The organism is Streptomyces odontomachi, from assembly GCF_024435355.1.
GTDB lineage: Bacteria > Actinomycetota > Actinomycetes > Streptomycetales > Streptomycetaceae > Streptomyces > Streptomyces odontomachi.
Genome location: NZ_JAMJWG010000044.1, coordinates 1 through 25,712, shown reverse-complemented (window position 1 = coordinate 25,712; position 25,712 = coordinate 1). Strand labels below are relative to the sequence as shown.

Sequence of the window (25,712 nt, the reverse complement as noted above, 5' to 3'; positions counted from 1 at the left end):
CGGCCGGCTGGGCGTCCGGCGGTCCGTGGCGCGTCGTGCACCGGTACGCTGCCGCTCCGGGGCGGGGCTCAGCCGGCGGCCGTGGCGTCCGCCACGGTGGGGTGGATGTTCAGGACGGCGTCGGCGCCGCTGATCTGCAACATGCGGCGGAGCTGGGCCGGCAGTGCCGCCAGCCGCAGGGTGGTGCTCTGCTGGACCCTCAGCAGCAGGTTGAGGAAGGCGGAGTCGCCGAAGGAGACGCCGGAGGCGTCCAGCACCACCAGCGAGTGGGTCTCAGCGGCATGGGTGAGGGCCGTGGCGAGCGGCTCGATGCCGTGCAGGTCCATGTCGCCCCGCGCCTCGACCACCCAGGCGGGGCCGGCCGCGTACTGGGCACCGACGGAACCCGAAGCCGACTCCCCGACGGGGAACCTGTCCACCTCCGCACGTTGCATAGCGTCCATGGTTCCTATCTATACCCAACTGAAGCGGAGTGCTGCCTACCTCCTTGTGAGGTGCCGACTCTGTCGGATATGTCACCTTCCGGAATCCCTCGTATCGGGATGAATCAGGGCGTGAGGTAGCAGCGGATGACGGTACCGCTCTCCCCGGTATGGCTGCGCACCAGGTCGGCCAGCCGGTTGACCAGGAGCAGTCCGCGCCCGCCCGGCTGCGCGGGAGCCGCCGGGTGGCGGCCCGCGAGCGGGTCGGTCAGCCGCCCGGCGTCGTGGACCTGGCACACCACCTGCCCGTCCGCCGCCCACAGCGCCAGCGTCCCCGAGCCCGCACCGTGCAGCACGGAGTTGGTGGTCAGCTCCGCCACCACCATCGCGAGGTCCTCCAGCCGTACCCCCGACAGGCCCAGCGTCGCCCCGTGCCGCACCGCGAACCGGCGTGCGTCGCTGAGCTGCCCCTCGCCGACGAAGGGGACGGTGGCCGCCCCGGGCGGCACCGGCAGCGGCTCGTTGTAGCGCGCCACGATCCCCCACGGGTCGTAGCCGCCGGAGACCGTGGCACCGTGCTCGTCGAGGAGCAGCGGGTGGGTGGCCCGGGCGTCGGCCAGGGCGCGCTCCGGAAGGCCGGCCGCGTCGTACGGGCACAGTATGGACACCGCGCGGCCGTCGAACGCCGCGTTGATCAGCGCCTCGTGCTGGGCGCATGCCGGGTACTCCGCGACGGTGCGGCCGGGCCAGATCGGCTCGCCGATGATCCGCACCCGCCCTGCTGGAGTGGCGTCGGCGAACGCGCGGAGCACGTCGGGGATGATCCGCCCCGGGTTGCGCCCGGCCACCGTCATGTCGAGGAAGCGCACCCGGTCCGCCGGCGCACCCAGGGCGTCACGGAGCCACGCCACCTGCGCCGGGGGCGCGGCCACGGCCACCGGCTCTCCCGCAGCCAGCCCGTCCCGCACGAACGGCACCGTGGCCGCCACGTACTGCCGCCGGCCGCGGTAGAACAGCGCGGGGTGGACGAACCCCTGGTCGTCCGCCGTCTGCATCACCGTGCCACCCCGCTCGCCTCCGGGCCGGGGTTCCTCGTGCGCTGTGGGAACTGCGGGCCAGAAGGAGGCGTCCCGTACCTGGACAGGACTTTACGCCACGGGTACGGCCCTGGGCCGAAGCCCCGGCCCCGCCTCGTCGACGTGCCCGCACGGTGGGCGACGACCCCTGTGACAGGCCTGTGACAGTCGGCGGACACCGCCATGAACTCCCCCCGGCAATCTTTTGGGCACAGCAGGAACCGGAACTCCACCGACGGGGGGCGCGAGATGAACACGCTGCACAGCACCGCGACAAGCGCGGTCGTGACGCGGCTGCACGACGCCATGCCCCGGAGCGCCGGGAAGCATGAGAAGTCCGGTGCCGTGAGCGGGCGGGGGTGCGCTCGCGGCACCGGGCGTCAGCACACCAACTACATGACGGTGGTTGACGCACACGAGGGGCAGGCTCTGGGGGGAGCCGCGTACGGGGAGGGCAAGGGGGAGCGGAGCTCCCAGGCGCAGGCGGACGCCGAAGCGGCGTTCACCGCCTACGTCCAGGAGCGCCGCGCCTCCCTGTACGCCACCGCGTACCACCTGACCGGCGATCGCTTCGAGGCCGAAGATCTGCTGCAGAGCGCACTGTTCTCGACGTACAAGGCGTGGGACCGCATCAGCGACAAGGCCGCCGTCGGCGGTTACCTGCGCCGCACCATGACGAACCTGCACATCAGCGCCTGGCGCCGGCGCAAGCTCAACGAGTACCCGACCGAGGAACTGCCCGAGACGGCCGGTGACACGGACGCGATGCGCGGCACGGAACTGCGTGCGGTGCTGTGGCAGGCGCTCGCGCGGCTGCCCGAACTCCAGCGCACCATGCTGGTCCTGCGCTACTACGAGGGCCGCACGGACCCGGAGATCGCGGACATCCTCGACATCAGTGTCGGCACGGTGAAGTCCAGCATCTGGCGGTCGCTCCGCCGGCTGCGCGAGGACGAGGTCCTCAGCTTCGGCCGTGACCAGGAAGAGTCCTTCGGCGAACTCGTCGCCTGAAGGAACAGGGCCACCGGCGGTCTGGGGGGATCGCCGAAGGCCCGCACGGGGGACGTGATGGGGGAGCGCCGCCGCACCTGGGGGAGCGGCGGACACCTCACCGTCACACGGATCTCCACGGGGGAGCACGACGGAGATCCGGGGGGATCCCCGGGGCCACGGGGGACATCGGCCCAGGGGAGCACGGGGGACACGGGGGAGCACCACACACGGGGGAACGCACAACAAACCGGGGGATACCGGGGGGAATCCATCGGGGAGAACAACCGGGGGTGAAAGCGGGACCGGAGGGCCGGGGGGTCCTTCCGGTCCCGTGTGCTGTCCGCGGCGCCGCCGTGCACCCCCGGGCGCCCGGACCACTCGTCGGGCGCCCGGACCACTCATCGGGTCGGGTCACTGCGGGGCGGGAGCCTCCCCCACTGCCTTGAGGGCGTGGGAGGCACCCTCACGGCAGTGGTCCGTCGCCGCCGCCACCCGCTCCAGAGCCTCCGCCTTGCCGCACGGGTACGCGCCCAGCGCCGACTGGCGGGCCACGATGGAGCGTTCCGCACGCATCAGTCGCCAGCCGCGGCGCAGCAGGAAAGCGGTGGACTTCCGGCCCTCCCGCAGGTCCCGCAGCAGCCTGCGGCGGAACGTCGTCGACGGGCGGCCGCGCAGGCAGAGCGCGTCCGCGAGCACACCGAGCGCCCGGCAGCGTCCCACGATGTCGGCGGCGAAGATGCCTTCCGCTATGAACAGGGGCGCACGCGCGATGTCCAGGGTCTCCTCGCCGACCCGTGCGCTGCGTGCGATGTCGTACACCGGCACGCGGGTGCGCCCGGTGCGGCACAGTTCCTCGATGGCCGCCAGTGCGGTGGTGGCGTCCCAGGAGTCGGGCGAATCCCAGTCGGTGTCCGAGGTGCCCGGCACCCGTGGCAACGTCGGGTCGTCGCCCTCCTTGTAGAAGTCGTCGAGGCACAACGCGGGCAGCCCGCTGTGAGCGGCGAAGGACGACTTGCCGGAGCCGGAAGGGCCGCACAGCAGCAGGACCCTGGCCGCCGTCGCTTGTTGGGAGGAGGTCACGGAAGTCCAGTGTGAGCCATGGCGGTGCGCTCGCCGAGCCCGCGGGGCGTCTTTTGGTTCCGGGCGCAAGTGGATACCTACGCGTCGTACGTATGGCGTTACGCAGAACGTCGGATGACATCGCCGCACCCGGAGCCCTGTCGCCCTACGGGCGTTGTTGAGTGCGTACCCCTGGCCGCCCGCCGGGACGACGGGCGGCCAGGGGCCAGGGGCCGTCGGTTCAGTACGACGAACCCGACACCCCCAGTGCGCCCGTCGGATGCCAGACCGTCTTCGTCTCCAGGAACGCCGTCAGACGGCCGGTGCCGGGGTCGGCGGTCCAGTCGGGGCTGCCCGTGCCGCCGGCGTCGTCGGCGTTGCCGGCGTTGCCGGCGTTGTCCACAGGGTGTGGACGCAGGACCCGCTTCAGGTTCTCAGCGGCCGCGGTCTCCAACTCCTTGGCCAGCGCCGGGTCCCCTGCCGCGCCCGTCAGGTCGATCGCGTTGACGTCCTGGTGCGCGGCGAGCGGGGTGGCGATCTCCGCGGTGCGACCCGAGAGGACGTTGACCACGCCGCCGGGCAGGTCCGAGGTGGCCAGCACCTCGCCCAGTGACAGGGCGGGCAGCGGGGCGCGCTCGGCGGCGACCAGCACGGCCGTGTTGCCGGTCGCGATCACCGGTGCGAGGACGGAGACCAGGCCCAGGAAGGACGACTCCTGCGGGGCGAGCACCGCCACCACGCCGGTCGGCTCCGGGGTGGAGAGGTTGAAGAACGGGCCGGCGACCGGGTTGCCGCCGCCCACCACCTGCGCGATCTTGTCGGTCCACCCCGCGTACCAGACCCACCGGTCGATCGCCGCGTCGACCCGGCCTTCCGCTTCCTGGGGCGAGAGGCCCTCCGCGTCGGCGACCTCCCGGACGAACTGCTCGCGGCGGCCCTCCAGCATCTCCGCGATGCGGTAGAGGATCTGGCCGCGGTTGTACGCGGTGGCGCCGGACCACCCGCCGAACGCCTTGCGCGCGGCGACCACCGCGTCCCGCGCGTCCTTGCGGGAGGCACGCGGCGCGTTCGCCAGCCACCTGCCCTCGCCCGCCGCTCCGGCGGCTGATGTCGCTGCTGTCACCTCGTACACCCGGCCGCTCTCACTACGGGGGAACTTGCCCCCGATGTACAGCTTGTAGGTCTTGAGGACACCGAGGCGCGCCGTGACCGGGATGCGGGACGGCCCGTTCGCCTCGGACGGCCGGGTGCTCGGCTCGGTCGGCTCAGACATCGAGGTAGGCCTCCAGACCGTGGCGGCCGCCCTCGCGGCCGAAACCCGACTCCTTGTAGCCGCCGAAGGGCGAGGTCGGGTCGAACTTGTTGAAGGTGTTGGACCAGATGACCCCGGCGCGCAGCCGGTTCGCGACCGCGAGGATCCGGGAGCCCTTCTCGGTCCAGATCCCCGCCGACAGGCCGTACTGGCTGTTGTTCGCCTTGGCGACGGCCTCGTCGGGGGTGCGGAAGGTCAGGACCGACAGCACGGGGCCGAAGATCTCGTCGCGGGCGACGGTGTGCGCCTGGGTGACGTTCGTGAACAGCGTCGGCGCGAACCAGTAGCCCGACGAGGGCAGCTCGCACGGCGCCGACCAGCGCTCGGCGCCCTCCGCCTCGCCGGTGTCCGCGAGCCGGGTGATCCGGGCCAGCTGTTCGGCGGAGTTGATCGCGCCGATGTCGGTGTTCTTGTCGAGCGGGTCGCCGAGGCGCAGCGTCGTCAGGCGGCGCTTGAGGGAGTCCAGCAGCGTCTCGACGATGGACTCCTGCACCAGCAGCCGGGAGCCCGCGCAGCACACCTGGCCCTGGTTGAAGAAGATGCCGCCGACGATGCCCTCCACGGCCTGGTCGATGGGCGCGTCGTCGAAGACGATGTTGGCGCCCTTGCCGCCCAGCTCCAGCGTGAGCTTCTTGCGGGTGCCGGCGACCGTGCGCGCGATCTCCCGGCCGACCGCGGTCGAGCCGGTGAAGGCGACCTTGTTCACGTCCGGGTGCGCGACCAGCGCGGCGCCCGCGTCGCCGTAGCCGGGCAGGATGTTGACGACGCCCTTGGGCAGCCCCGCCTGACGGCAGATGTCCGCGAAGAACAGCGCGGACAGCGGGGTGGTCTCGGCGGGCTTCAGAACGACCGTGTTGCCCGTAGCGAGCGCCGGGGCGATCTTCCAGGCCAGCATCAGCAGCGGGAAGTTCCAGGGGATGACCTGCCCGGCCACGCCCAGCGGACGCGGGTCGGGCCCGTACCCGGCGTGGCCGAGCTTGTCCGCCCAGCCCGCGTAGTAGAAGAAGTGCGCGGCGACCAGCGGCAGGTCGGTGTCCCGGGTCTCGCGGATCGGCTTGCCGTTGTCCAGGGTCTCCAGGACGGCCAGCTCGCGCGAGCGCTCCTGGACGATCCGCGCGATCCTGAAGAGGTACTTGGCGCGCTCGGCGCCCGGCAGCGCGGACCATGCGGGGAAGGCACGGCGGGCCGCCGCGACCGCCCGGTTCACATCCTCGGTCCCGGCCTGCGCGACCTCCGACAGCACCTCCTCGCTCGCCGGGCTCACCGTCTTGAACACCCGGCCGTCGGCGGCCTCGGCGAACTCGCCGTCGATGAACAGCCCGTACGACGGTGCGATGTCGACGTTGGAACGGGGCTCGGGTGCCGGGGCGTAGGCGAAGGCGGCGGAGAGCGGGGAGAGCGGGGCGGCGCCGATTGACGGCCGGGGCGGGGGCGGCGTGCTGCCCTGGTCCGATGCACGCGGCGTGCGCGGCGCACGCGCCTCCTGGGCGTCGGCCGGGGCTTCGGCCTGGGGCTCGGGTCGAGTCCGAGCCTGGGCCGCCGTCCCTTGACGCTCCTTGCCGCCTGCCTGGTTCGGGTTCTTGTCCGAGGTCTTGTTCCTGCTCATCTGATTCAGTCCACCGTCACGTAGTCGGGACCGGAGTAACGGCCGGTCTTCAGCTTCTGCCGCTGCATCAGGAGATCGTTCAGCAGCGACGAGGCGCCGAAGCGGAACCAGTCGCGGTGGAGCCAGTCCTCACCGGCGGTCTCGTTCACCAGCACCAGGAACTTCACCGCGTCCTTGGACGTGCGGATGCCGCCCGCCGGCTTCACCCCGACCTGGGTGCCGGTGAGCGCCCGGAAGTCGCGTACGGCCTCGAGCATCAGCAGGGTGTTCGCGGGGGTGGCGTTCACCGCGACCTTGCCCGTGGAGGTCTTGATGAAGTCGGCACCCGCCAGCATGCCGAGCCAGGAGGCCCGCCGGATGTTGTCGTACGTGGACAGCTCGCCGGTCTCGAAGATGACCTTCAGACGGGCCGCGGCGCCGCACGCCTCCTTCACGGCGTGGATCTCGTCGTACACCTTCAGGTAGTCGCCGGCCAGGAAGGCGCCGCGGTCGATGACCATGTCGACCTCGTCGGCGCCCGCCGCCACCGCCTCGCGCACATCCGCCAGCTTCACCTCGCGCGGCACCCGGCCGGCAGGGAAGCCGGTGGCCACCGAGGCGACCAGGATGTCGGTGCCGGCGGTGGCCTGCTTGGCGACGGCCGCCATGTCCGGGTACACGCAGACCGCGGCGACCTGCGGGGTCGTACGGTCCGTGGGGTCCGGGTTCGCGCCCTTGGCGGCGAGCGAGCGGACCTTTCCGGCGGTGTCGGCGCCCTCCAGCGTGGTCAGATCGATCATCGAGATGGCCAGGTCGATGGCGTAGGCCTTCGCCGTCGTCTTGATCGAACGCGTACCGAGGGCCGCGGCACGCGCCTCGAGCCCGACCGGGTCGACCCCCGGAAGACCGTGCAGGAAGCGGGTCAGCGCACGGTTCGACGTGGTCATGTCGGCGAATCCGGGCGGAGTGGCCGGGGCGTGGGGCGGGGGTGGCGGTGCGGTGGACTGGTTCGTTGCGGGGTGTGTGGTCGGCATGCTCACGAGGGGAGCATATCTACGCGCGTAGCAGCTGTATAGGGGTCGAAGTGCGCAGGCGCACGGTGTGCAGGTGCGCAGGGCGCAGGCGGAGTTCCTTGCGTGTGGGGAGGCGGCTCCCGGGCGTGGGGGCGGCTCCCGGGCTGACGTGGGCGCGTGTGGGCGCGCGGAGGCGTTCGTTCCGAGGCCGGTGAAGGCGTGATGGGGGTGTGATGTGGGCGTGAGAGGGACGTGATTCAGGCCGGCGCAGCACGTCAGGCAGAATCGCGGTATGACGACCGACGACCCGGGCCGGCGGCGCTCGGCGCAGAACGGCGCGCGGCACAGCGCGCAGGACAGCGCTCCGGATGACGCTCACGCCCCGCAGAGCCAGGGCGCATCCGCTGCGGAGGATGCGGAACCGGGGCGTGCGGAGACCGGAGGGGCGCCTGTGGAGACCGGAGGGGCGTCTGCGGAGACCGGAGGGGCGTCTGCGGGGATCGGAGGGGCGTCTGCGGAAACCGAAGGGGCGTCTGCGGGGATCGGAGGGGCGTCCGTGGAAACCGAAGGGGCGTCTGCGGGGATCGGAGGGGCGTCCGTGGAAACCGAAGGGGCGTCTGCGGGGATCGGAGGGGCGTCCGTGGAAACCGGAGGGGCGTCTGCGGGGATCGGAGGGGCGTCCGTGGAAACCGGAGGGGCGTCTGCGGGGATCGGAGGGGCGTCCGTGGAAACCGAAGGGGCGCCTGCGGGGATCGAAGAGGCGTCCGTGGAAACCGAAGGGGCGTCCGTGGCGGCCGAGTCCGACGGTCTCCACAAGGACGAGTCCGTGGCGGCCGAGTCCGACGGTCTCCACAAGGATGCGCCCGTGGCGCACGACGCCCCGCCGCACGACCCCGTTGCGCATGCGTCCGAGCTCACCGCACCGGCGACACCTGCCTCACCCGACCGCGTCTACCGCTCGGGCGCCGGCATGGCCGGCGGGGTGCTGCTGCTCGCGCTCATCGCGTGGCTCGGCATCGACGCCCTGGTGCGCGGCCAGGGGCACACCCCGTGGCTGGCGCTGGCCACGATGCTGCTGCTCGTGCCGCTGGTGTCGGCGTTCACCCTACGACCGGCCGTGTTCGCGAACGACGAGCGGCTGCGCGTCCGCAACCCGCTCCGCACGATCACGCTGCCCTGGGCCGCGGTCGCCGCACTGCGCGCCGGCTACTCGAACGAGGTCCTCGACCAGGCCGGCACCAAGTACCAACTGTGGGCCATCCCCGTCTCCCTGCGGGCCCGCAAGCGGGCCAGCCGCGCCGAGCTGCGTGCCCGGTCGGCCAACTCCCGCCCGAGCGGCGGCCTGTTCGGCGGTTCCCGCAGCCGTACCCTCCCCGGCGCCTTCGGTGGCGGCACGCCGGGCCAGAGCAGTGGCGTCCGCGACCTGGAACCGTCCCGGGCCACCGCCGACCGCAGCATGGACGACCTGCGTGAACTCGTCGAAACCCGAGCGGCAGCGCCCGCGGCCCAGGGCGAGCCGGAGGTCCGCTGGTGCTACGAGGTCCTCGCCCCGGCACTCGCCGGTCTCGTGCTGCTGGCGGTGCTGCTCGGAGTGGGGTGAGGGATGCGCCGGGGGCGCCGGGGCTCGGCGCCCTCTGAGCGCCGGTCGCCGCGGCTCCCTGCGCCCGGAAGATCGTTCGCCATGGCTCTGCGCCTCCCCTAAGAGCACGGGCGACGCCCTCCCGCCCCTTGAAGAGACCGTTCGCAACGCTTTGCGCGCTCCCGCGCTCCCGCGCTCCCGCGCCCCGTGCCGCCGCGCCCCCTGTCCCGCACCCCCGAAGGCCGTTCGGGACGGGTCCCCGAAGGAGCGGGTTGGCTGGGTCCATGACTCGCCTGCTGTCCGGTTTCCGCACCGGTTCGCCCGGCTCACCAGTCCGTGCGCATGCTCCCTCGTCCGTCGCCGCTCGTGCCGGTCGGCTCGGCCGTGTGCTGCCGGCCGTGCTGGCCGTCGCGCTGACCTGCGTGGTCGCGTCGTGCTCGTCGGACGACCCGACGTCCGACGATGCCGCAGCTTCGAGCGCCCGGCCCACCAGGACGGCGGCCAGCCCCACCGTCTCCCACCCGCCCAAGGCCACCAGCGCATCCCCCACGCCCACGCTGCCCACGCCGGCGGACGGCACGAATCGTCAGGCGTGCGCGGACGGCACCTGTGAGATCCGGGTGACCAAGCCGGTCACGGTACCGCTGCCGGCGCGGTTCGGGCTCGGGCAGCTCCAGGTGGCGACGGTCGACGACGGCACGGTCACGATGGTGGTCACGCTGACGCAGTCCGAGTTCTCCAGCGACGGAGGGTGTGGAGACACCAACTTCACCGGGCCGTCGGCCGACTCCCCCGGGTTCGGCAGCATCACCTGCCACTCGGGCGAGAAGGTGACCCTGAACAAGATGAGCCTGACGGTCGTCGGCGTCCTCGACCACGCCGCCGTGCTCCGCATCCGATCCGCGAAGTGACGGGTGACCCGGCCGGCCTTCGGCCTGACGAGGCCACCCGTCGCGGCCGGGTGTCGGCTCCTTACGTCAGCTCCCAGACTGCGCCACCAGCCCCCTCACGACAGTCCCTCACGCCAGGCCCAGGCCCTCACGCCAAGCCCTCACGACAGCCCCGCCGCCTCCGCGAGGTCGCGTTTGAGGGCCGCGAGGTGGTCGGCCGCCGCGGCGCGCGCCTCGGGGAGGCCGGCCGGGGACGGGACCGGGAGCACGATCTCCAGATAGCACTTGATCTTGGGTTCCGTGCCGCTGGGGCGGACGATGACACGGGCTCGGTGCGCGCCCTCCAGCGTGTAGCGCAGGCCGTCGGTCGGCGGCAGGGTCGCCGTGCCGGCGGAGAGGTCCTCGGCCTTGGTGACCGGCAGGCCGGCGAGTGCGGTCGGCGGGTGCTCGCGCAGCCGGCGCATGGCGTCCTCGATCACCGCCAGGTCCGACACCCGGGCCGACAGCTGGTCGGTGGCGTGCAGCCCGTGCTCGACGGCCAGGTCGTCCAGCAGGTCCAGGAGCGTGCGGTTCTCCTCCTTCAGCCGGGACGCCAGCTCCGTCACCAGGAGCGCCGCGGTGATGCCGTCCTTGTCGCGGACGCCCGCGGGGTCCACGCAGTAGCCGAGCGCCTCCTCGTAGCCGTACCGCAGGCCCGGGACGCGCGAGAGCCACTTGAAGCCGGTCAGCGTCTCGGCGTGCGACACGCCGGCGGCCTCGGCGATGCGGCCCAGGAGGGCGGACGAGACGATCGAGGCCGCGAAGACCGGGCCCGCACCGGTATCGGGGGCCTCGTGCGCCACGCCCCGCCGCACCAGATGGGCCGCCAGCAGCGCGCCCACCTCGTCGCCGCGCAGCATCCGCCAGCCGCTCGCCGTCGACGGGTCGGGGACGGCCACGGCGCAGCGGTCCGCATCCGGGTCGTTGGCGATGATCAGGTCGGGGGCGCCGGGGGAGGCGCCGCCGGTGCGCGCGTCGGCTGCGGTGCCTGCGCCGGTGCTCTGGGCGGCCTCCCGGGTGGCCGCCGCCGCGGTGGCGAAGGCCAGGTCCATCGCGCCCGGTTCCTCGGGGTTCGGGAAGGCCACGGTGGGAAAGTCGGGGTCGGGTTCGGCCTGTTCCGGGACGACGACGGGGGGCGGGAATCCGGCGCGGTCGAACGCGGCGAGCAGCGTCTGGGTGCCGACCCCGTGCAGCGCGGTGTGGACGACCCGTGCCGTGCGCGGCGAGCCCTCGGCCAGCACGGTGCAGGCGCGGTCCAGGTACGCCTCGACGACCTCCTCGCCGAGCACGTCCCACCCTCCCTCCGGGCGGGGCACGTCCGCGAGGGTGCGCACCGCGGCGATCTCGGCCGCGATCTCGTCGTCGGTGGGCGGCACGATCTGGGCGCCGTCGCCCAGGTAGACCTTGTAGCCGTTGTCCCGGGGCGGATTGTGGCTGGCGGTGACCTCGACGCCGGCCACGGCGCCGAGATGGCGGATGGCGAAGGCGAGCACCGGCGTCGGCAGCGGCCGGGGGAGTAGCGCGGCGCGCAGCCCGGCACCGGTCATGACCGCCGCGGTGTCCCGCGCGAAGTCCGCCGACTTGTGCCGGGCGTCGTATCCGATGACGACGAGCCCGGGGCGCCTCGGGTCGCCGGCGCGGGAGTCGGAGCCGGTGCGGGAGTCGGAACCCGGGGCGGCGCCGGTGCGGGAGTCGGACGCCGGGGCGGCGTCGGTGCGGGTGCCGTCCGCGCCCCCGGAAGTGCCCGCGTCCCCCGCTTCCGCTCGGTCAGCGTCCTGTTTCCCCAGGTACGCGGCGAGGCCCGCCGCGGCCCGTATGACCACCGCGCGATTCATCCGCATCGGTCCCGCGCCCAGCTCACCGCGTAGTCCCGCGGTGCCGAACTGGAGATAACCGGCGAACCGGGCGGCGAGCTCGTCGACGTCGCGTGCCGCGATCAGCCCGGCCAACTCCTCGCGGGTCTCCGGATCGGGGTCCTCGTCGAGCCAGGCCGTGGCCCGGGCCAGGAGCGCGTCGTGCGGCGGGGCCTGTGGGGCCTGTGAGGCCTGTGGGTCGTCTGTCGCGTCCGGTGGGCCCTGTGCCGCGCCCTGTTGTGGATCCCCTGGCGCGTTGAGTGGCGCGTTATGCGGTGCGTCGTGCAACGGTTCTCAGCCTCTTCCCGGAGCCTTCTCTTGGCTTCTTCCCAGAGCCTCTTCCAAGCGGTTCTTGAGAAGCCTTGGGGAGTCTTGAAAGTTCTTCAGAGTTCGCGGAAGTCCTTGAGGGCCTTTTCGTGGTCTTTCGCCGGACGGCGGCGTGGCCCGGGTCAGATCCGCGGAAGAATCTGCGCGAGCAGACCGCCCATCCGGGCCGCCGAGTCACGGCCGGTCTGGAGGACCTCTTCGTGGTTGAGCGGTTCGCCGGTCATTCCGGCAGCCAGGTTCGTGACCAGGGAGATGCCGAGCACCTCGACGCCGGCCTCGCGCGCCGCGATCGCCTCCAGGACCGTCGACATGCCCACCAGGTCGGCGCCGATGATGCGCGCCATCCGGATCTCGGCGGGCGTCTCGTAGTGCGGGCCGGTCAACTGCGCGTACACGCCCTCGGCGAGCGAGGGGTCGATCTCCTTGCAGAGCGCGCGCAGCCGCGGGGAGTACAGGTCGGTCAGGTCGACGAAGTTCGCGCCGACGATCGGGGAGGTGGCGGTGAGGTTGATGTGGTCGCTGATCAGCACCGGCTGGCCGGGGTACATGCCCTCGCGCAGGCCACCGCAGCCGTTCGTCAGCACGACGGTCTTGCAGCCGGCCGCCGCGGCGGTGCGGACGCTGTGCGCGACGGCCGCCACGCCGCGGCCCTCGTAGTAGTGGGTACGGCCCAGGAACGCCATGACCCGTCGCTGGCCTATCTGGTACGAGCGGATGTTGCCGACATGGCCCTGGACCGTCGGCGGCGGGAAGCCGGGCAGCTCGGTGACCGCGAACTCGTGCTCGGCTTCGCCGAGCGCATCGGCCGCCGGAGCCCATCCAGAGCCCATCACAAGGGCGACGTCGTGGGTGTCGGCACCGGTCAGCTCGCGCAGGCGCGCGGCCGCGGCGTCGGCGGCGGCGTGGGGATCGCCCTGGAGGTCGTCTGGAAGAAGAGATGAGTTCACGTGATTGAGGGTAGCCGCTTTGTGCCTACGCGCGTAGAAGAAGGGTGCCCGGGTCGCGGATCATTTCATCGGGTTTTCGGATTCGGCTGTCGGCGATGTCGGATTGCGGATCGTATGCAGAGGCCGCAGGAAGTTACAGGGGCGCCGGAGCACAGGAAGCTGCTCGGGTGGGCCGGGCCGGCCGGCCTTCGGCGGCGGCGGGACGCGCAGGCGTCAGGGGCCTCATGGGTGCGATGGCGGCAGCGGTGCCATGGGCGTCGTTGCTGCCGCAGTCATCGTTGCTGCCGCGGGCGTCGTAGCTGCCGCAGGCATCGTCGGCCGCCGGGGAACGGGACCCGTGGACGGATGCGGCCGCGATAAGCGGGCGATAAGCAGCGACAAGCGGCGATACGGCGACAGAGGGCAGCTGGGTATCGCGCCCCTGGAGCGGGAGCGAGTGCCCCCGGACCGGGAGCGGGAGGCGGGCGCGGGAGCGAGTGGCGAACCGTGGTGCCTCGCAGGCGCGCCTCAGCACGGCCGCTTGCGCAGCTCCATCACGTAGTCGTACGGCGCGCCCGCCGACTCGGCGGCGTCCGCGATCTCGCCCAGATAGCGTGCCGACGGCAGACCGCCCTCGTATCCGTTCAGGACGAACGCCCAGGCGGCCTCCTCGCCCTCCAGGGTGTGCACGCGGATCCGCATGCGGCGGTATATGTCGAGCCCCACGCCCTCCCAGCGGTCCATCGAGTCCTCGTCCATGGGGGCGATGTCGTACAGCGCGACGAACACCTGGGAGCCCGGTGCCTCCACCAGGGTGGCCAGCGCTCCCTCCCAGCCCATGTGCTCACCCCCGAAGGTCAGCCGCCAGCCGTTGATCCAGCCGGTGGCGCGCAACGGCGAGTGCGGGGCGCGGCGCGTCATCAGCCGCGCGTCGAGATTGCCGGCGTACGCGGCGTAGAGCGACATAGCGTCGAGAGTACGGCAGCCGGGAGGGGCGAGCGCGCAGCGCTTTCCGCCGCGGGGCGCACCAGCCTGGCCCCTGCCGTGTGGCGCCGGGCTCGCCGCGGCGCGTGCCATCGGGCTCGCCGTGACGTGTGGCGTCGGGCTCGCCGTGACGTGTGGCGTCAGGCTCGCCGTGCCGTGGGGCGCCGGGCATGCTCCGCGGATGGCGCCGGGCTGGCGCGGGTGGCGGCCGCCCTTCTCCATTGCCGATGCCGATGCCGATGCCGATGCTGGTGCCGGTGCCGGTGCCCGGCACCTGCCGGCGGCACCGGGGCTTCCGGCGTGGGCGGGGCCCGTCGTGGCCCGGCTCGCTCGCCACGAACGGCCCCCGGGGCGAGGCGTGGGGAGGAGTGCGGAACAATGGAGTACGTGACTCGGATCGTGATCATTGGTGGCGGACCCGGCGGATATGAGGCGGCCCTGGTCGCCGCGCAGCTCGGCGCGGAAGTGACCGTGGTCGATACCGACGGTCTCGGCGGCGCCTCGGTGCTCACCGACTGCGTCCCGTCGAAGACGCTGATCGCCACCGCCGAGGTGATGACCACCTTCGACTCCTCCTACGAGGAGCTGGGCATCATCGTCGAGGACGACACGCCTCCCATGGAGCAGTCCGCCCGGGTCGTCGGCGTGGACCTCGGCAAGGTCAACCGCAGGGTGAAGCGGCTCGCGCAGGCCCAGTCACACGACATCGCGGCCTCCGTCACCCGTGCCGGCGCCCGCGTCAAGCGTGGCCGTGCCCGGCTGGACGGGCAGCAGTCCACGGACGGCTCCCGCAAGGTGATCGTCCGGACCGACGAGGGCGACGAGGAGACGCTCACCGCAGACGCCGTGCTCATCGCCACCGGCGGCCACCCGCGCGAGGTGCCCGACGCCCGTCCGGACGGCGAGCGGATCCTGAACTGGACGCAGGTCTACGACCTCCAGGAGCTGCCCGAAGAGCTGATCGTGGTCGGCTCCGGCGTCACCGGCGCGGAGTTCGCCGGTGCGTACCAGGCGCTCGGCTCGCGGGTCACCCTGGTCTCCAGCCGCGATCGCGTGCTGCCCGGTGAGGACCCGGACGCCGCCGCGGTCCTGGAGGACGTCTTCCGGCGCCGCGGGATGAACGTGATGGCGCGCTCGCGCGCCCAGTCCGCCAAGCGGGTCGGCGACCGCGTCGAGGTCACCCTCTCCGACGGGCGCGTCATCTCGGGCACGCACTGCCTGATGGCCGTCGGCGCCATCCCGAACACCTCGGACATGGGCCTGGAGGAGGCCGGCGTCCGGCTCAAGGACTCCGGACACATCTGGACCGACCGGGTCTCGCGCACCTCCGCCCCCGGCGTGTACGCGGCCGGCGACGTCACCGGCGTCTTCGCGCTCGCCTCGGTGGCCGCCATGCAGGGCCGCATCGCGGTGTACCACTTCCTCGGCGACGCGGTCGCCCCGCTCAACCTGAAGACCGTCTCGTCGAACGTCTTCACCGACCCGGAGATCGCCACCGTCGGCTACACGCAGGCCGACGTGGACGGCGGCAAGATCGACGCCCGGGTCGTCAAGCTGCCGCTGCTGCGCAATCCGCGCGCGAAGATGCAGGGCATCCGGGACGGCTTCGTCAAGATCTTCTGCCGGCCCGGCACCGGCATCGTCGTCGGCGGCGTGGTCGTCTCGCCGCGCGCGTCGGAGCTGATCCACCCGATCTCGGTCGCCGTCGACAACAATCTGACGGTCGAACAGATCGCGAACACCTTCACCGTCTACCCGTCCCTCTCCGGCTCGATCGCCGAGGTGGCGCGGCAGCTGCACACGCGCAAGGCAGGCGACGTCTGACCGACGGCGGACCGCCCCGGAGCCGTCGGTGGGTGGCGAAGCGGCCGTGGTGACACGGTCGACCGCCTATACCACTGACCCATGCACGATGCGAACAACTTGTGCTATTCGCCGGAAACTGCTGAAAGTAGACGGTCGACGGGGTTACTGTCAGTTTCGTGTTCGCTGCAGAACGTCGCCAACTGATCCTTGAAATGGTGCGAGCCAACGGTGCGGTATCGCTCCGTGAGCTCGCCCGCGTCGTCCAGACCTCCGAAGTGACCGTACGGCGTGATGTACGTGCGCTGGAGGCGGAAGGACTCCTTGACCGCAGGCACGGCGGGGCGGTGCTGCCCGGCGGGTTCACGCGGGAATCCGGCTTCCCCCAGAAGTCGCACCTCGCCACCGCCGAGAAGACCGCCATCGCCGATGTCGCCGCCGGCCTCGTCGAAGAGGGCGAGGCCATCGTGGTGGGCGCCGGCACCACCACCCAGGAGCTGGCCCGACGGCTGGCCCGGGTCCCCGGCCTCACCGTGGTCACCAACTCCCTGCTGGTGGCGCAGGCCCTCGCGCATGCCAACCGCGTGGAGGTCGTCATGACCGGCGGCACCCTGCGCGGCTCCAACTACGCACTGGTCGGCAGCGGTGCCGAGCAGTCCCTCCAGGGGCTCCGGGTCTCGCGCGCCTTTCTGTCCGGCAGCGGGCTGACCGCCGAGCGGGGCCTGTCCACTTCCAACATGCTCTCCGCCAGCGTCGACCGCGCCCTGGTCCAGGCCGCCAGCGAGGTCGTGGTGCTCGCCGACCACACCAAGCTCGGCACCGACACCATGTTCCAGACCGTGCCGACGGACATGATCACCCGCCTGGTCACCGATGAGCCGCCCGCCCACGAGGACCGGGCCGCCACCGAACTCCAGGCCCTCGCCGACCAGGGCGTGCAGATCACCATCGCCGGCGCCGTCGACACCGAGGCGCCCACCGCGTCCTCGTCCACCCCGTCCGCCCCGCGCCGCCCGCGCCGCGAGGTCTCCCTCCCCGGCCCCCGCCGCCAGGTGCCGGGCACCGGCCCGCAACTGCGCAGCGCCTCCCCCGCGATAGGCGGTGAGACCCCCGGCGGCGAACGCGGCCGCGTCGCGGACCTGCGGCGCAGGTGACGATCCACCGGCGCCGGAGCCGCTGGTTGGGCGCGGCCGCGGGCGCGGGGCGCGGGGTGTCCGGCGCCGGGACGTGCGGGCGGGCCGTGCTGCGGTGCCGTGCGCGTTCCTCGGCGTCCGCCGCGGTCGAGGGCGGCGGTGGACGGTCGACGTCGTGCGGACGTCCGTTCCCGCAAGCCCGCAAGCCCGCAAGCCCGCAAGCCCGCAGCTCAGCGATCGACTGTCAGCAGGCCAACGGCCGTCAGCAGGGGGCGCCCGTCAGCAGGGTGCGGTCGTCAGGCCGCGCAAGGTGAGGGTCAGCAGACGGTCGGCGAGCCCCGGGTCGTCGGGGGTCTCCTCCGCGGCGAGCGCGATCGCGTTGGTCAGCTGCATCAGGTCGCCGATCGAGACGTCCTCGCGTACCGCGCCGGCCTGCTGCGCCCGCACCAGAAGCGCCTGACCGGCCGACCGCATCGGGGTGCTGCACCGTGACAGGGCCGAACTGTCGTCGTGCGAGGCCGACATGAGCGCACGCGACAGGCCCCGGTACTCGCCCGCGTGGGTCACGATCGCGCGCAGCCAGATCACCAGCGCCTGGCAGGGCCGCGGGTCGTCGAGCAGCGCGCGGGAACGCGCCAGCAGATCGCACACCGCATCCTCGAAGACGGCGCTCATCAACGCATGCCGGTTCGGGAAGTGCCGGTACAGCGTGCCGATGCCCACGCCCGCGCGGCGCGCCACATCCTCCAACGGGGCGTCCGTGCTGTGCTCGGCGAAGGCGGCACGGGCCGCGGCCAGCAGCCGTGCGTAATTGCGGCGCGCGTCGGCCCGCATGGGACCGCGCCGGCCGGCCGGCACCCGCGCGACCCCGGCCCGCTCGGCGTCCGAAGCGGCACCGGCCTGGTACGCGCCGGCGCGGTCGGCGGTCGCGAGGGTGTTCGGGCCGGTGTGGGCGCCCTCAGTGGCGTCCGGCTCGTGGACCTGGTCGCTCACCGTGGGGTCCTCATCGATCGGATGGTCGGGGCCGGACGGCGACACGGGCCCCCTACGTGTGCGTCCACGGTACCGGGCGCGGCACCGTGCCAGGGCCCGGGACGACGGGCCGTGGCCATACGCGAGGGCGCGGGCCACCCGGGGTGTCCCGGGTTCCCGCGCCCTTTCCGCCGCGCCCGCCAGGCGCGAAACCGCCGTTGACCGGCCGGGTCAGTCCTTGATCTCGCAGATCACCGCACCGGAGGTGACGGACGCGCCGACCGCGGCGCTCAGGCCCTTGACCGTGCCCGCCCGGTGGGCGTTCAGCGGCTGCTCCATCTTCATCGCCTCCAGGACGACCACCAGGTCGCCCTCCTTGACCTCCTGGCCCTCCTCGACGGCGACCTTCACGATGGTGCCCTGCATCGGGGAGGCGAGGGTGTCACCGGAGGCGGTCGGGCCGGACTTGCGGACCGCGCGCCGCTTGGGGCGGGCGCCCGCCGCGAGGCCCGTCCTGGCCAGCGTCATCCCGAGGCTGGCCGGCAGCGACACCTCGAGCCGCTTGCCGCCCACCTCGACGACGACGGTCTCGCGGCCCGTCTCCTCGTCGGCCTCGGCGTCCACCGGGGCCGCGAACGGCTTGATCTCGTTGACGAACTCGGTCTCGATCCACCGGGTGTGCACCGTGAACGGGTCGGTGGAGCCGGTCAGCTCGGGTCCGAACGCGGGGTCCTTGACGACCGCCCGGTGGAACGGCAGCGCGGTCGCCATGCCGTCCACCTGGAACTCGTCCAGCGCACGCGCGGCACGCTGGAGCGCCTGCTGACGGGTGGCGCCGGTGACGATCAGCTTGGCCAGCAGCGAGTCCCACGCGGGACCGATGACGCTGCCGGACTCCACGCCCGCGTCCAGCCGGACGCCGGGACCGGCGGGCGGCACGAAGGAGGTGACGGTGCCGGGGGCCGGCAGGAAGTTGCGGCCCGGGTCCTCGCCGTTGATCCGGAACTCGAAGGAGTGGCCGCGCATCGGCGGGTCGTCGTAGCCCAGCTCCTCGCCGTCCGCGATGCGGAACATCTCGCGGACCAGGTCGATACCGGTGACCTCCTCGGTGACCGGGTGCTCGACCTGGAGGCGGGTGTTCACCTCGAGGAAGGAGATCGTGCCGTCGTTGCCGACCAGGAACTCCACGGTGCCGGCGCCGACGTAGCCGGCCTCCTTGAGGATCGCCTTGGAGGCGGAGTACAGCTGCTTGGTCTGGTCGGACGTCAGGAAGGGGGCGGGAGCCTCCTCGACGAGCTTCTGGTGGCGGCGCTGGAGCGAGCAGTCGCGCGTCGACACCACGACGACATTGCCGTGCTGGTCGGCCAGGCACTGGGTCTCCACGTGCCGCGGCCGGTCCAGGTAGCGCTCCACGAAGCACTCGCCGCGACCGAAGGCCGCCACCGCCTCGCGCACCGCCGACTCGTACAGGTGCGGCACCTCGTCCAGCGTGCGGGCCACCTTCAGGCCACGGCCACCGCCACCGAAGGCGGCCTTGATGGCGATCGGCAGGCCGTGCTCCTTGGCGAACGTCACGACCTCCTCCGCGCCGCTCACCGGGTCGGGCGTGCCCGCGACCAGGGGTGCGCCGGCGCGCTGCGCGATGTGCCGGGCGGCCACCTTGTCGCCCAGGTCGCGGATGGCCGCCGGGGGCGGGCCGATCCACGTCAGGCCGGCGTCGAGCACGGCCTGGGCGAACTCCGCGTTCTCCGAGAGGAAGCCGTAGCCGGGGTGGACGGCGTCCGCGCCGGAGTCCTTGGCGGCCTGGAGTACCTTGCCGATGTCCAGGTAGCTGCTCGCCGGGGTGTCACCGCCCAGGGCGAACGCCTCGTCCGCGGCACGGACGTGCAGAGCGTCCCGGTCCGGCTCCGCGTACACCGCTACGCTCGCGATGCCCGCATCCCGGCATGCCCGGGCCACCCGGACCGCGATCTCGCCACGGTTGGCGATGAGCACCTTGCGCACGATGGCTCCCTCCTCGCTGTGTTCTCCGGGGGACGCCCCCCGGACCCCCGGCCGGTGCACCCGAGCGGGTGCCCGGCGGATCATCGTGCCGAAGACGTCGCTGCCCACACCCTGACATCAAGGACTGACGACTCCCTGACATAAGGGTCTGACGACACCCTGCCATCAGGACCTACAGCATCCTGATTTTAGGGACAACCGACACGGGCTTTCGACCCGTCCCCAGGGGTGAGGTTTCCCACACGGAGCGTGAAAAGCCTGCCGAGTCGTCTGCGAAATCCCTCGTCCGGCCCGTTGTACAGGCCTACTGCCTCGCACCTTAGCTCCCCGGCGATGCCCGGGTCTCTGTGAGAGCGCGCTGCGGCTGATCGGGTTTCTTTGTGGACTTCCTACGACTGGATCAAGGAATTCTTTGCCCGTGCTTTGGCCCCACTGGTGAGGTCGCGCAAGACGCGCCGAATGGTTCCCGCGTTTGGCGCGCAGCTTTCGCGCGGGTGGGTGTGGGCACGGTTCGGCCGGTTGGAGTCACGGGCGCGTCGCGCTGCCCCGCGCGCCCGGACGGCACCTCGTACGCGATCCCTTGTCGTGCGGTCTACCCGTTAGTAGCCTGCGCGATGTTCCCTTTCGGGACACTGATGTTCCTTTTCGGGAGCACCGAGGAGACGGCAACGAAGGCGGGTGGGCGCCGTGGCACGCAGACCGGTGGCCGTGGTGGCAGCGATCATCCTGATCCTGGAGGCGCTCGGCCTGGCCGGGATCAACGGCTTCCTCGGGCTGGTGGTGGACCGTCAGCAGATGTCGCTGGCCGGCCTCGACCCGCACGTCATGAAGGTCTCCACCTGGATCCTGGGCGTGATCGTCGGCGTGTACCTGCTGCTGTGCGCCTTCGCGCTGCTGCGCGCGGCCATACGCGACCGTGACGTCACCGGCTTCTGGCGGATCCTGCTGGTCACCGCCGCCGTGGTGCACGGCGTGCTGGGCGCCGTGTCGGTCGGCCTGCTCGGCTGGTTCGTCTTCGTGTTCATGATGGTGATGATGGGGCTGCTCGTGCTGAGCCTCATCGCCTACGACGAACGCGGTGACGAACGACCCGTCCGCCCCGGATGGCTCAAGTGGCCCGCCCGGCTGCCGCGACCGAAGCCGGGGCGCAACTAGGCTGCCGACCGGTCAACCAAGCTGTCGACCGGCTGCGGTCAGGACCACAGTTCGGTGATGCCGACGCCCAGCTCGCCCAGCAGCTTGCGCAGCAGGGGCAGGCTGATCCCGATGACGTTGCCGTGGTCGCCCTCGATGCCCTCGATGAACGGCGCCGACCGGCCGTCCAGGGTGAAGGCGCCGGCGACGTGCAACGGTTCGCCGGAGGCGACGTACGCGGCGATCTCCTCGTCCGTGGGCTCTCCGAAGCGCACCACCGTGGACGCCAGCGCGGCGCAGTGGTGGCCGGTGGTGGTGTCGTAGACGCAGTGGCCCGTCTGGAGGGTGCCGGCGCGGCCCCGCATCGCCTTCCAACGGGCGGTGGCCTCCTCGCCGTCGGCCGGCTTGCCGAGCGCTTGACCGTCCAGGTCCAGCACCGAGTCGCAGCCGACGACCAGGGCACCGCTCCGGGTGACCTCGGGCCGCGCGGCGACCACCGACGCCTTGGCCTCCGCGAGCGCAAGGGCCAGCTCGGCCGGGGTCGGCGCCGACACGGCGTCCTCGTCGACCCCGCTGACGATCACATCCGGGGCGAGCCCGGCCTGGCGGAGCAGCCCGAGCCGGGCGGGGGACTGGGAGGCGAGCACGAGACGACGGCGCGGATCGGTCATGCGGGCCAGCGTATCGGCAGCCCCTTTTCTGTGGCTCGGTTCGCCTCCGGCCACCCCGGCGGCGAGTGAGCCGAAGGGCGCGCCGGTGTCCAGGGCCCGCGCGCGGAGCGCCCGACGAAGGAGGGTCGAGCACGGGCGGGCCCTGGACACCGGCTGAGGCGCCCGGAGGCGAACCGAGCCACAAAAAAAAGGGGGCCCCATTACCAGAGGACGAGCATCACCAGCACCGTGGCCAGCGCCACCACCAGACCCATCCGGCGGAGTTTCGACTGCGCGTCGCGCAGTTCCTTGGACGGTTCGTCGTCGGGGTCGGACCACAGCATGTGGTCGATCCTGCGGGCGGGGGCGGCACGCGCGCCTGAGTACGCGTACTCAAAAGCGGCGGGGACGGGAGGGCACGGCAACGGCACCCGTACCCAGCGCGCGCCGGACCGGGTGGCGCGGGCCCGTCAGCCGGGCCAGAACGTACGGCCCCAGGCGCGCGGGCCCGGTGCGGGCACGCGGGTGCGGGCGACCCGGGCCGGGTCGGCCCAGGCATCCCGGACGGCCGGGTCGTCGCCGTCCGCGCCATCGCCGGAGTCCGCGCCGGCGCCCGCCGCCGCGGCGGCACGCGCCTGCACCACCGTGACCGCGGCGGCCAGCTCCTCCGGCGTCGGATTGCCCCTCACGACCTTGATCACAACGGCTCCCGGACGCTCATGAACGCTCTCGTACCACGGCCCGTACCCACGGCACGCCCGGCCACACCACACGCCGGCCCGGCAGGTCGCCGCGCACCCACGACCGGACCCGCCGGACCTGCCGACGCGCGCGCGTGGGCCCTCACAGCGGGATGTTCCCGTGCTTCTTCGGGGGCAGGCTCTCCCGCTTCGTGCGCAGCTGCCGCAGCCCCCGGACGATGTGGCAGCGCGTGTCGGACGGCATGATGACCGCGTCGATGTAGCCGCGCTCCGCCGCCGTGTACGGGTTGAGGAGGGTGTCCTCGTACTCCTGGATCAGCTTGTCGCGCAGGGCGCACTGCTCCACCTCGGGCGCGGCCGCGATGGTGCGCCGGTGCAGGATGCTCACGGCGCCCTGCGCGCCCATCACCGCGATCTGCGCGGTCGGCCAGGCGAGGTTGATGTCGGCCCCCAGGTGCTTGGAGCCCATCACGTCGTACGCGCCGCCGAACGCCTTGCGGGTGATCACCGTGATCAGCGGGACCGTCGCCTCCGCGTAGGCGTAGATCAGCTTGGCGCCGCGCCGGATGATGCCGGTGTGCTCCTGGTCGACGCCCGGCAGGAAGCCCGGCACGTCGACGAAGGTGAGCACCGGCACGTTGAACGCGTCGCAGGTGCGCACGAAGCGCGCCGCCTTCTCGCTCGCGTTGATGTCCAGACAGCCCGCGAACTGCAACGGCTGGTTGGCCACGATGCCGACCGGGTGACCCTCGACGCGGCCGAAGCCGGTGAGGATGTTCGGCGCGAACATCGACTGCGTCTCCAGGAACTCCCCGTCGTCCAGGACATGCTCGACGACCGTGCGCATCTCGTACGGCTGGTTCGCGCTGTCCGGGACGAGCGCGTCCAGCTCGCGATCCTCGTCGGTGATCGTCACGTCCGCCTCCTCGGGGAAGGCGGGCGGGTCGGTGAGGTTGTTCGACGGCAGGTACGACAGCAGCGACTTGATGTACTCGATGGCGTCCTTCTCGTCCCCCGCCATGTGGTGGGCCACGCCGGACGCCGTGTTGTGCGTGCGGGCGCCACCGAGCTCCTCGAAGCCCACGTCCTCGCCCGTCACCGTCTTGATGACGTCGGGACCCGTGATGAACATGTGCGAGGTCTGGTCGACCATGACCGTGAAGTCCGTGATCGCGGGCGAGTAGACCGCGCCACCGGCGCACGGCCCGAGGACCAGCGAGATCTGCGGGATGACACCGGAGGCATGGGTGTTGCGGCGGAAGATCTCGCCGTACATGCCGAGCGCGCTGACGCCCTCCTGGATGCGGGCACCACCGGAGTCGTTGATACCGATGATCGGGCAGCCGGTCTTCAGGGCGAAGTCCATCACCTTGATGATCTTCTGCCCGAAGACCTCGCCGAGCGCGCCGCCGAAGACCGTGAAGTCCTGCGAGAACACCGCCACGGGACGGCCGTCCACGGTGCCGTACCCGGTCACGACCCCGTCGCCGTACGGGCGGTTCTTCGCCATCCCGAAGTCGGTGGAGCGGTGCCGGGCGAACTCGTCCAGCTCCACGAACGAGGCCTCGTCGAGCAGCATCACGATCCGCTCGCGCGCCGTCAGCTTGCCCTTCGCGTGCTGCTTCTCCACGGCTCGTGCGGAGCCCGCGTGCACCGCCTCCTGGATGCGGCGCTCCAGGTCGGCGAGTTTCCCCGCGGTGGTGTGGATGTCGATCTTCGGCGTGCCGCCGGGCTCCACGGCGGTCTCGGCACCGGGTGCGTGCTCGGCACCATGGGCCTGCGGGGCGGTCGGACGGGTCTCTTCCGGCTCGGACATCGGGCGTGCGGCTCCCTGCCTGCTGGGGACGGACGGGACGGGTGCCTTTCCGTAGGGCGGCTACGTCAGACGGGCTACGGGTCTGATCTTCCAGGACGTTACTCCGTGTGCCGTACACCTGATGTGCGGCAGCCGGCCCACGGGAAGCTACTGACTCGTAGGGTATCGGCGCGGATACGGTTCGGCAGTGCGGCGTTGCACACACCGCCTTTTTTGTGGCTCGGTTCGCCTCCGGGCGCCTCAGCCGGTGTCGAGTGACCGGCCCTTTTTTGTGGCTCGGTTCGCCTCCGGGCGCCTCAGCCGGTGTCGAGTGACCCCCCGTGCTCGACCCTCCTTCGTCGGGCGCTCCGCGCGGGGGGCCACTCGACACCGGCGCGCCCTTTGGCTCACTCGCCGGGGCGGCCGGGGTGCCGGCGCTTTGGGGCGCTCGTCGGGGCGGGTCGGGGTGTGGTCGGGGTGGCGGGCGGCCGGGGGAGGGGGACGGGCTTCGGCACTTGGGAAGCGGGCGGGCCGCGGCACTTGGGGAGGCGGGTTCCGGAACTAGGGTGGGCGGCATGACGCCGCCGCCGGAAGCTCATGACAGTCCCTGGTCCGACCTGGGGCGACCGCCTCTCAACGCCGCCTCGTTGCGGCGCGCCCTGGTGCGGCCGCCCGGCACGCTCTGGTCGCACCTCGACGTCGTCGCGTCCACCGGCTCGACCAACTCCGACCTGGTCGCGCGTGCCGCCTCCCTGGCCGAGGGGACGGTGCTGGTCGCGGAGGAACAGACCGCCGCCCGGGGGCGGCTCGACCGGCGGTGGAGCGCACCGCCGCGCTCGGGACTGTTCTTCTCGGTGCTGCTGCGGCCCCGGGTGCCGGCCGACCGGTGGACCTGGCTGCCGCTGCTCGCCGGTGTCGCCACCGCGACCGCCCTCAGCCGCACCGCGGGCGTCGACACCGCACTCAAATGGCCCAACGACCTGCTGGTGACGGTCGACCAGGAGGAACGCAAGACCGGCGGCATCCTCGCCGAGCAGGCGCCCGCGGACGACAGCGGACGACCCGCCGTGGTGATCGGCATCGGCCTGAACGTGACCCTGCGCGCCGACGAACTACCCGTGCCGACCGCCGGCTCACTCGCGCTCGCCGGCGCCACCACCACCGACCGCGACCCGCTGCTGCGCGCCGTCCTGCGCTCCCTGGCCCGCTGGTACGAGGAGTGGAGTGCGGCGGACGGCGACCCGTTCGCCTGCGGCCTCCAGGAGACGTACGCCGCGGGCTGTAGCACGCTCGGGCGCACGGTACGCGCCGAACTGCCCGGCGACCGGACGATGACCGGTGAGGCGGTCGCCCTGGACGGCGACGGGCGGCTGGTGCTGGCCACCGCGGACGGGGTGCAGCAGCCGGTCGGGGCGGGGGACATCGTCCACCTGCGGCCGGCGGACCCGAGCGGAGAAGTGAG

The 25,712-nt window shown here is 72.4% G+C and carries 22 protein-coding genes and 2 pseudogenes; 7 read left to right on the top strand and 17 right to left on the bottom strand.

The window, feature by feature from the left end:
• Positions 1-68: 68 nt before the first annotated feature.
• On the bottom strand, positions 69-434 hold the full coding sequence (locus NQO67_RS41990; RefSeq protein ID WP_255955882.1) for an STAS domain-containing protein: 366 nt from the start codon (positions 432-434) through the stop codon (positions 69-71).
• 113 nt (positions 435-547) lie between these two features.
• On the bottom strand, positions 548-1,477 hold the full coding sequence (locus NQO67_RS41985; protein WP_255955881.1) for an anti-sigma factor RsbA family regulatory protein: 930 nt from the start codon (positions 1,475-1,477) through the stop codon (positions 548-550).
• A 270-nt stretch (positions 1,478-1,747) separates the two neighbouring features.
• Here NQO67_RS41985 and NQO67_RS41980 point away from each other — a divergent pair, with 270 nt between their 5' ends.
• Positions 1,748-2,509 carry a SigE family RNA polymerase sigma factor gene (locus NQO67_RS41980; protein ID WP_255955880.1) on the top strand — a complete coding sequence of 254 codons (762 nt, stop codon included), beginning with the start codon at positions 1,748-1,750 and terminating at the stop codon, positions 2,507-2,509.
• A 393-nt stretch (positions 2,510-2,902) separates the two neighbouring features.
• Here NQO67_RS41980 and NQO67_RS41975 read toward each other — a convergent pair whose 3' ends face one another.
• The 4 genes from NQO67_RS41975 to deoC form a co-directional block, all read right to left on the bottom strand.
• The gene (locus NQO67_RS41975) at positions 2,903-3,571 is read right to left on the bottom strand and encodes a uridine kinase family protein (protein WP_255955879.1); all 669 of its coding nucleotides are present in this window, start codon (positions 3,569-3,571) and stop codon (positions 2,903-2,905) included.
• 220 nt (positions 3,572-3,791) lie between these two features.
• Positions 3,792-4,823: an aldehyde dehydrogenase family protein gene (locus NQO67_RS41970; RefSeq protein WP_255955878.1), complete on the bottom strand. Its 1,032-nt coding sequence runs from the start codon at positions 4,821-4,823 to the stop codon at positions 3,792-3,794.
• On the bottom strand, positions 4,816-6,468 hold the full coding sequence (locus NQO67_RS41965; RefSeq protein WP_255955876.1) for an aldehyde dehydrogenase family protein: 1,653 nt from the start codon (positions 6,466-6,468) through the stop codon (positions 4,816-4,818). The genes NQO67_RS41970 and NQO67_RS41965 overlap by 8 nt, the downstream gene beginning before the upstream one ends.
• 5 nt (positions 6,469-6,473) lie before the next feature.
• Positions 6,474-7,481, bottom strand: coding sequence for a deoxyribose-phosphate aldolase (deoC, locus tag NQO67_RS41960; RefSeq protein WP_374119301.1), 1,008 nt, complete (start codon positions 7,479-7,481; stop codon positions 6,474-6,476).
• Between the two features lie 766 nt (positions 7,482-8,247).
• Between deoC and NQO67_RS41955 the strand changes: the two genes are divergently transcribed.
• Both NQO67_RS41955 and NQO67_RS41950 read left to right on the top strand, forming a co-directional pair.
• Positions 8,248-9,060, top strand: coding sequence for a PH domain-containing protein (locus tag NQO67_RS41955; RefSeq protein WP_374119298.1), 813 nt, complete (start codon positions 8,248-8,250; stop codon positions 9,058-9,060).
• A 263-nt stretch (positions 9,061-9,323) separates the two neighbouring features.
• Entirely contained in the window at positions 9,324-9,950 is a 627-nt protein-coding gene (locus NQO67_RS41950) for a hypothetical protein (RefSeq protein ID WP_255955875.1), read from the top strand.
• A gap of 140 nt (positions 9,951-10,090) precedes the next feature.
• On the opposite strand, the gene NQO67_RS44740 is transcribed toward NQO67_RS41950, so the two are convergent.
• The 5 genes and pseudogenes from NQO67_RS44740 to NQO67_RS41935 all read right to left on the bottom strand — a co-directional run bounded on the left by NQO67_RS44740 (position 10,091) and on the right by NQO67_RS41935 (position 14,040).
• Positions 10,091-10,393, bottom strand: a complete 303-nt coding sequence (locus tag NQO67_RS44740; protein ID WP_374119300.1) for a hypothetical protein — start codon at positions 10,391-10,393, stop codon at positions 10,091-10,093.
• Positions 10,394-10,483: 90 nt separating this feature from the next.
• Positions 10,484-10,807: pseudogene (locus NQO67_RS44735) on the bottom strand (phospho-sugar mutase); the annotation flags it as partial.
• Between the two features lie 108 nt (positions 10,808-10,915).
• Positions 10,916-11,974, bottom strand: a pseudogene (locus NQO67_RS44730) (phosphohexomutase domain-containing protein); the annotation flags it as partial.
• A 296-nt stretch (positions 11,975-12,270) separates the two neighbouring features.
• The gene (locus tag NQO67_RS41940; RefSeq protein ID WP_255955874.1) at positions 12,271-13,095 is read right to left on the bottom strand and encodes a purine-nucleoside phosphorylase; all 825 of its coding nucleotides are present in this window, start codon (positions 13,093-13,095) and stop codon (positions 12,271-12,273) included.
• Between the two features lie 507 nt (positions 13,096-13,602).
• Complete coding sequence (locus NQO67_RS41935; RefSeq protein WP_255955873.1) at positions 13,603-14,040, bottom strand: gamma-glutamylcyclotransferase family protein; 438 nt, start codon at positions 14,038-14,040, stop codon at positions 13,603-13,605.
• A 396-nt stretch (positions 14,041-14,436) separates the two neighbouring features.
• Between NQO67_RS41935 and NQO67_RS41930 the strand changes: the two genes are divergently transcribed.
• Both NQO67_RS41930 and NQO67_RS41925 read left to right on the top strand, forming a co-directional pair.
• A complete protein-coding gene (locus NQO67_RS41930; protein ID WP_255955872.1) occupies positions 14,437-15,882 on the top strand; it encodes an NAD(P)H-quinone dehydrogenase in 1,446 nt (481 codons plus the stop codon).
• 194 nt (positions 15,883-16,076) lie between these two features.
• Complete coding sequence (locus NQO67_RS41925; protein WP_374119299.1) at positions 16,077-17,015, top strand: DeoR/GlpR family DNA-binding transcription regulator; 939 nt, start codon at positions 16,077-16,079, stop codon at positions 17,013-17,015.
• 258 nt (positions 17,016-17,273) lie between these two features.
• Here NQO67_RS41925 and NQO67_RS41920 read toward each other — a convergent pair whose 3' ends face one another.
• Both NQO67_RS41920 and NQO67_RS41915 read right to left on the bottom strand, forming a co-directional pair.
• On the bottom strand, positions 17,274-17,828 hold the full coding sequence (locus tag NQO67_RS41920; RefSeq protein ID WP_255955891.1) for a TetR/AcrR family transcriptional regulator: 555 nt from the start codon (positions 17,826-17,828) through the stop codon (positions 17,274-17,276).
• 369 nt (positions 17,829-18,197) lie between these two features.
• Positions 18,198-19,970 (bottom strand): acetyl/propionyl/methylcrotonyl-CoA carboxylase subunit alpha, encoded by a 1,773-nt coding sequence (locus tag NQO67_RS41915; protein ID WP_255955870.1) that lies wholly within the window; start codon positions 19,968-19,970, stop codon positions 18,198-18,200.
• A gap of 687 nt (positions 19,971-20,657) precedes the next feature.
• On the opposite strand from NQO67_RS41915, the gene NQO67_RS41910 reads away from it, so the two are divergent.
• Positions 20,658-21,125, top strand: a complete 468-nt coding sequence (locus tag NQO67_RS41910; protein WP_255955869.1) for a hypothetical protein — start codon at positions 20,658-20,660, stop codon at positions 21,123-21,125.
• 38 nt (positions 21,126-21,163) lie between these two features.
• Here the strand turns inward: NQO67_RS41910 and NQO67_RS41905 are convergent, their stop codons facing one another.
• From NQO67_RS41905 to NQO67_RS41890, 4 genes are all read right to left on the bottom strand, one after another.
• Positions 21,164-21,775 carry a Maf family protein gene (locus NQO67_RS41905; protein WP_255955868.1) on the bottom strand — a complete coding sequence of 204 codons (612 nt, stop codon included), beginning with the start codon at positions 21,773-21,775 and terminating at the stop codon, positions 21,164-21,166.
• Positions 21,776-21,975: 200 nt separating this feature from the next.
• Positions 21,976-22,098 (bottom strand): morphogenic membrane protein MmpB, encoded by a 123-nt coding sequence (gene mmpB / locus NQO67_RS41900; protein ID WP_255955867.1) that lies wholly within the window; start codon positions 22,096-22,098, stop codon positions 21,976-21,978.
• Between the two features lie 126 nt (positions 22,099-22,224).
• A complete protein-coding gene (locus NQO67_RS41895) occupies positions 22,225-22,455 on the bottom strand; it encodes an acyl-CoA carboxylase epsilon subunit (protein ID WP_255955866.1) in 231 nt (76 codons plus the stop codon).
• A 142-nt stretch (positions 22,456-22,597) separates the two neighbouring features.
• Positions 22,598-24,271 (bottom strand): acyl-CoA carboxylase subunit beta, encoded by a 1,674-nt coding sequence (locus NQO67_RS41890; RefSeq protein ID WP_255955865.1) that lies wholly within the window; start codon positions 24,269-24,271, stop codon positions 22,598-22,600.
• 554 nt (positions 24,272-24,825) lie between these two features.
• Between NQO67_RS41890 and NQO67_RS41885 the strand changes: the two genes are divergently transcribed.
• A partial coding sequence (locus NQO67_RS41885) for a biotin--[acetyl-CoA-carboxylase] ligase (protein ID WP_255955864.1) occupies positions 24,826-25,712 on the top strand: 887 nt, incomplete at its 3' end.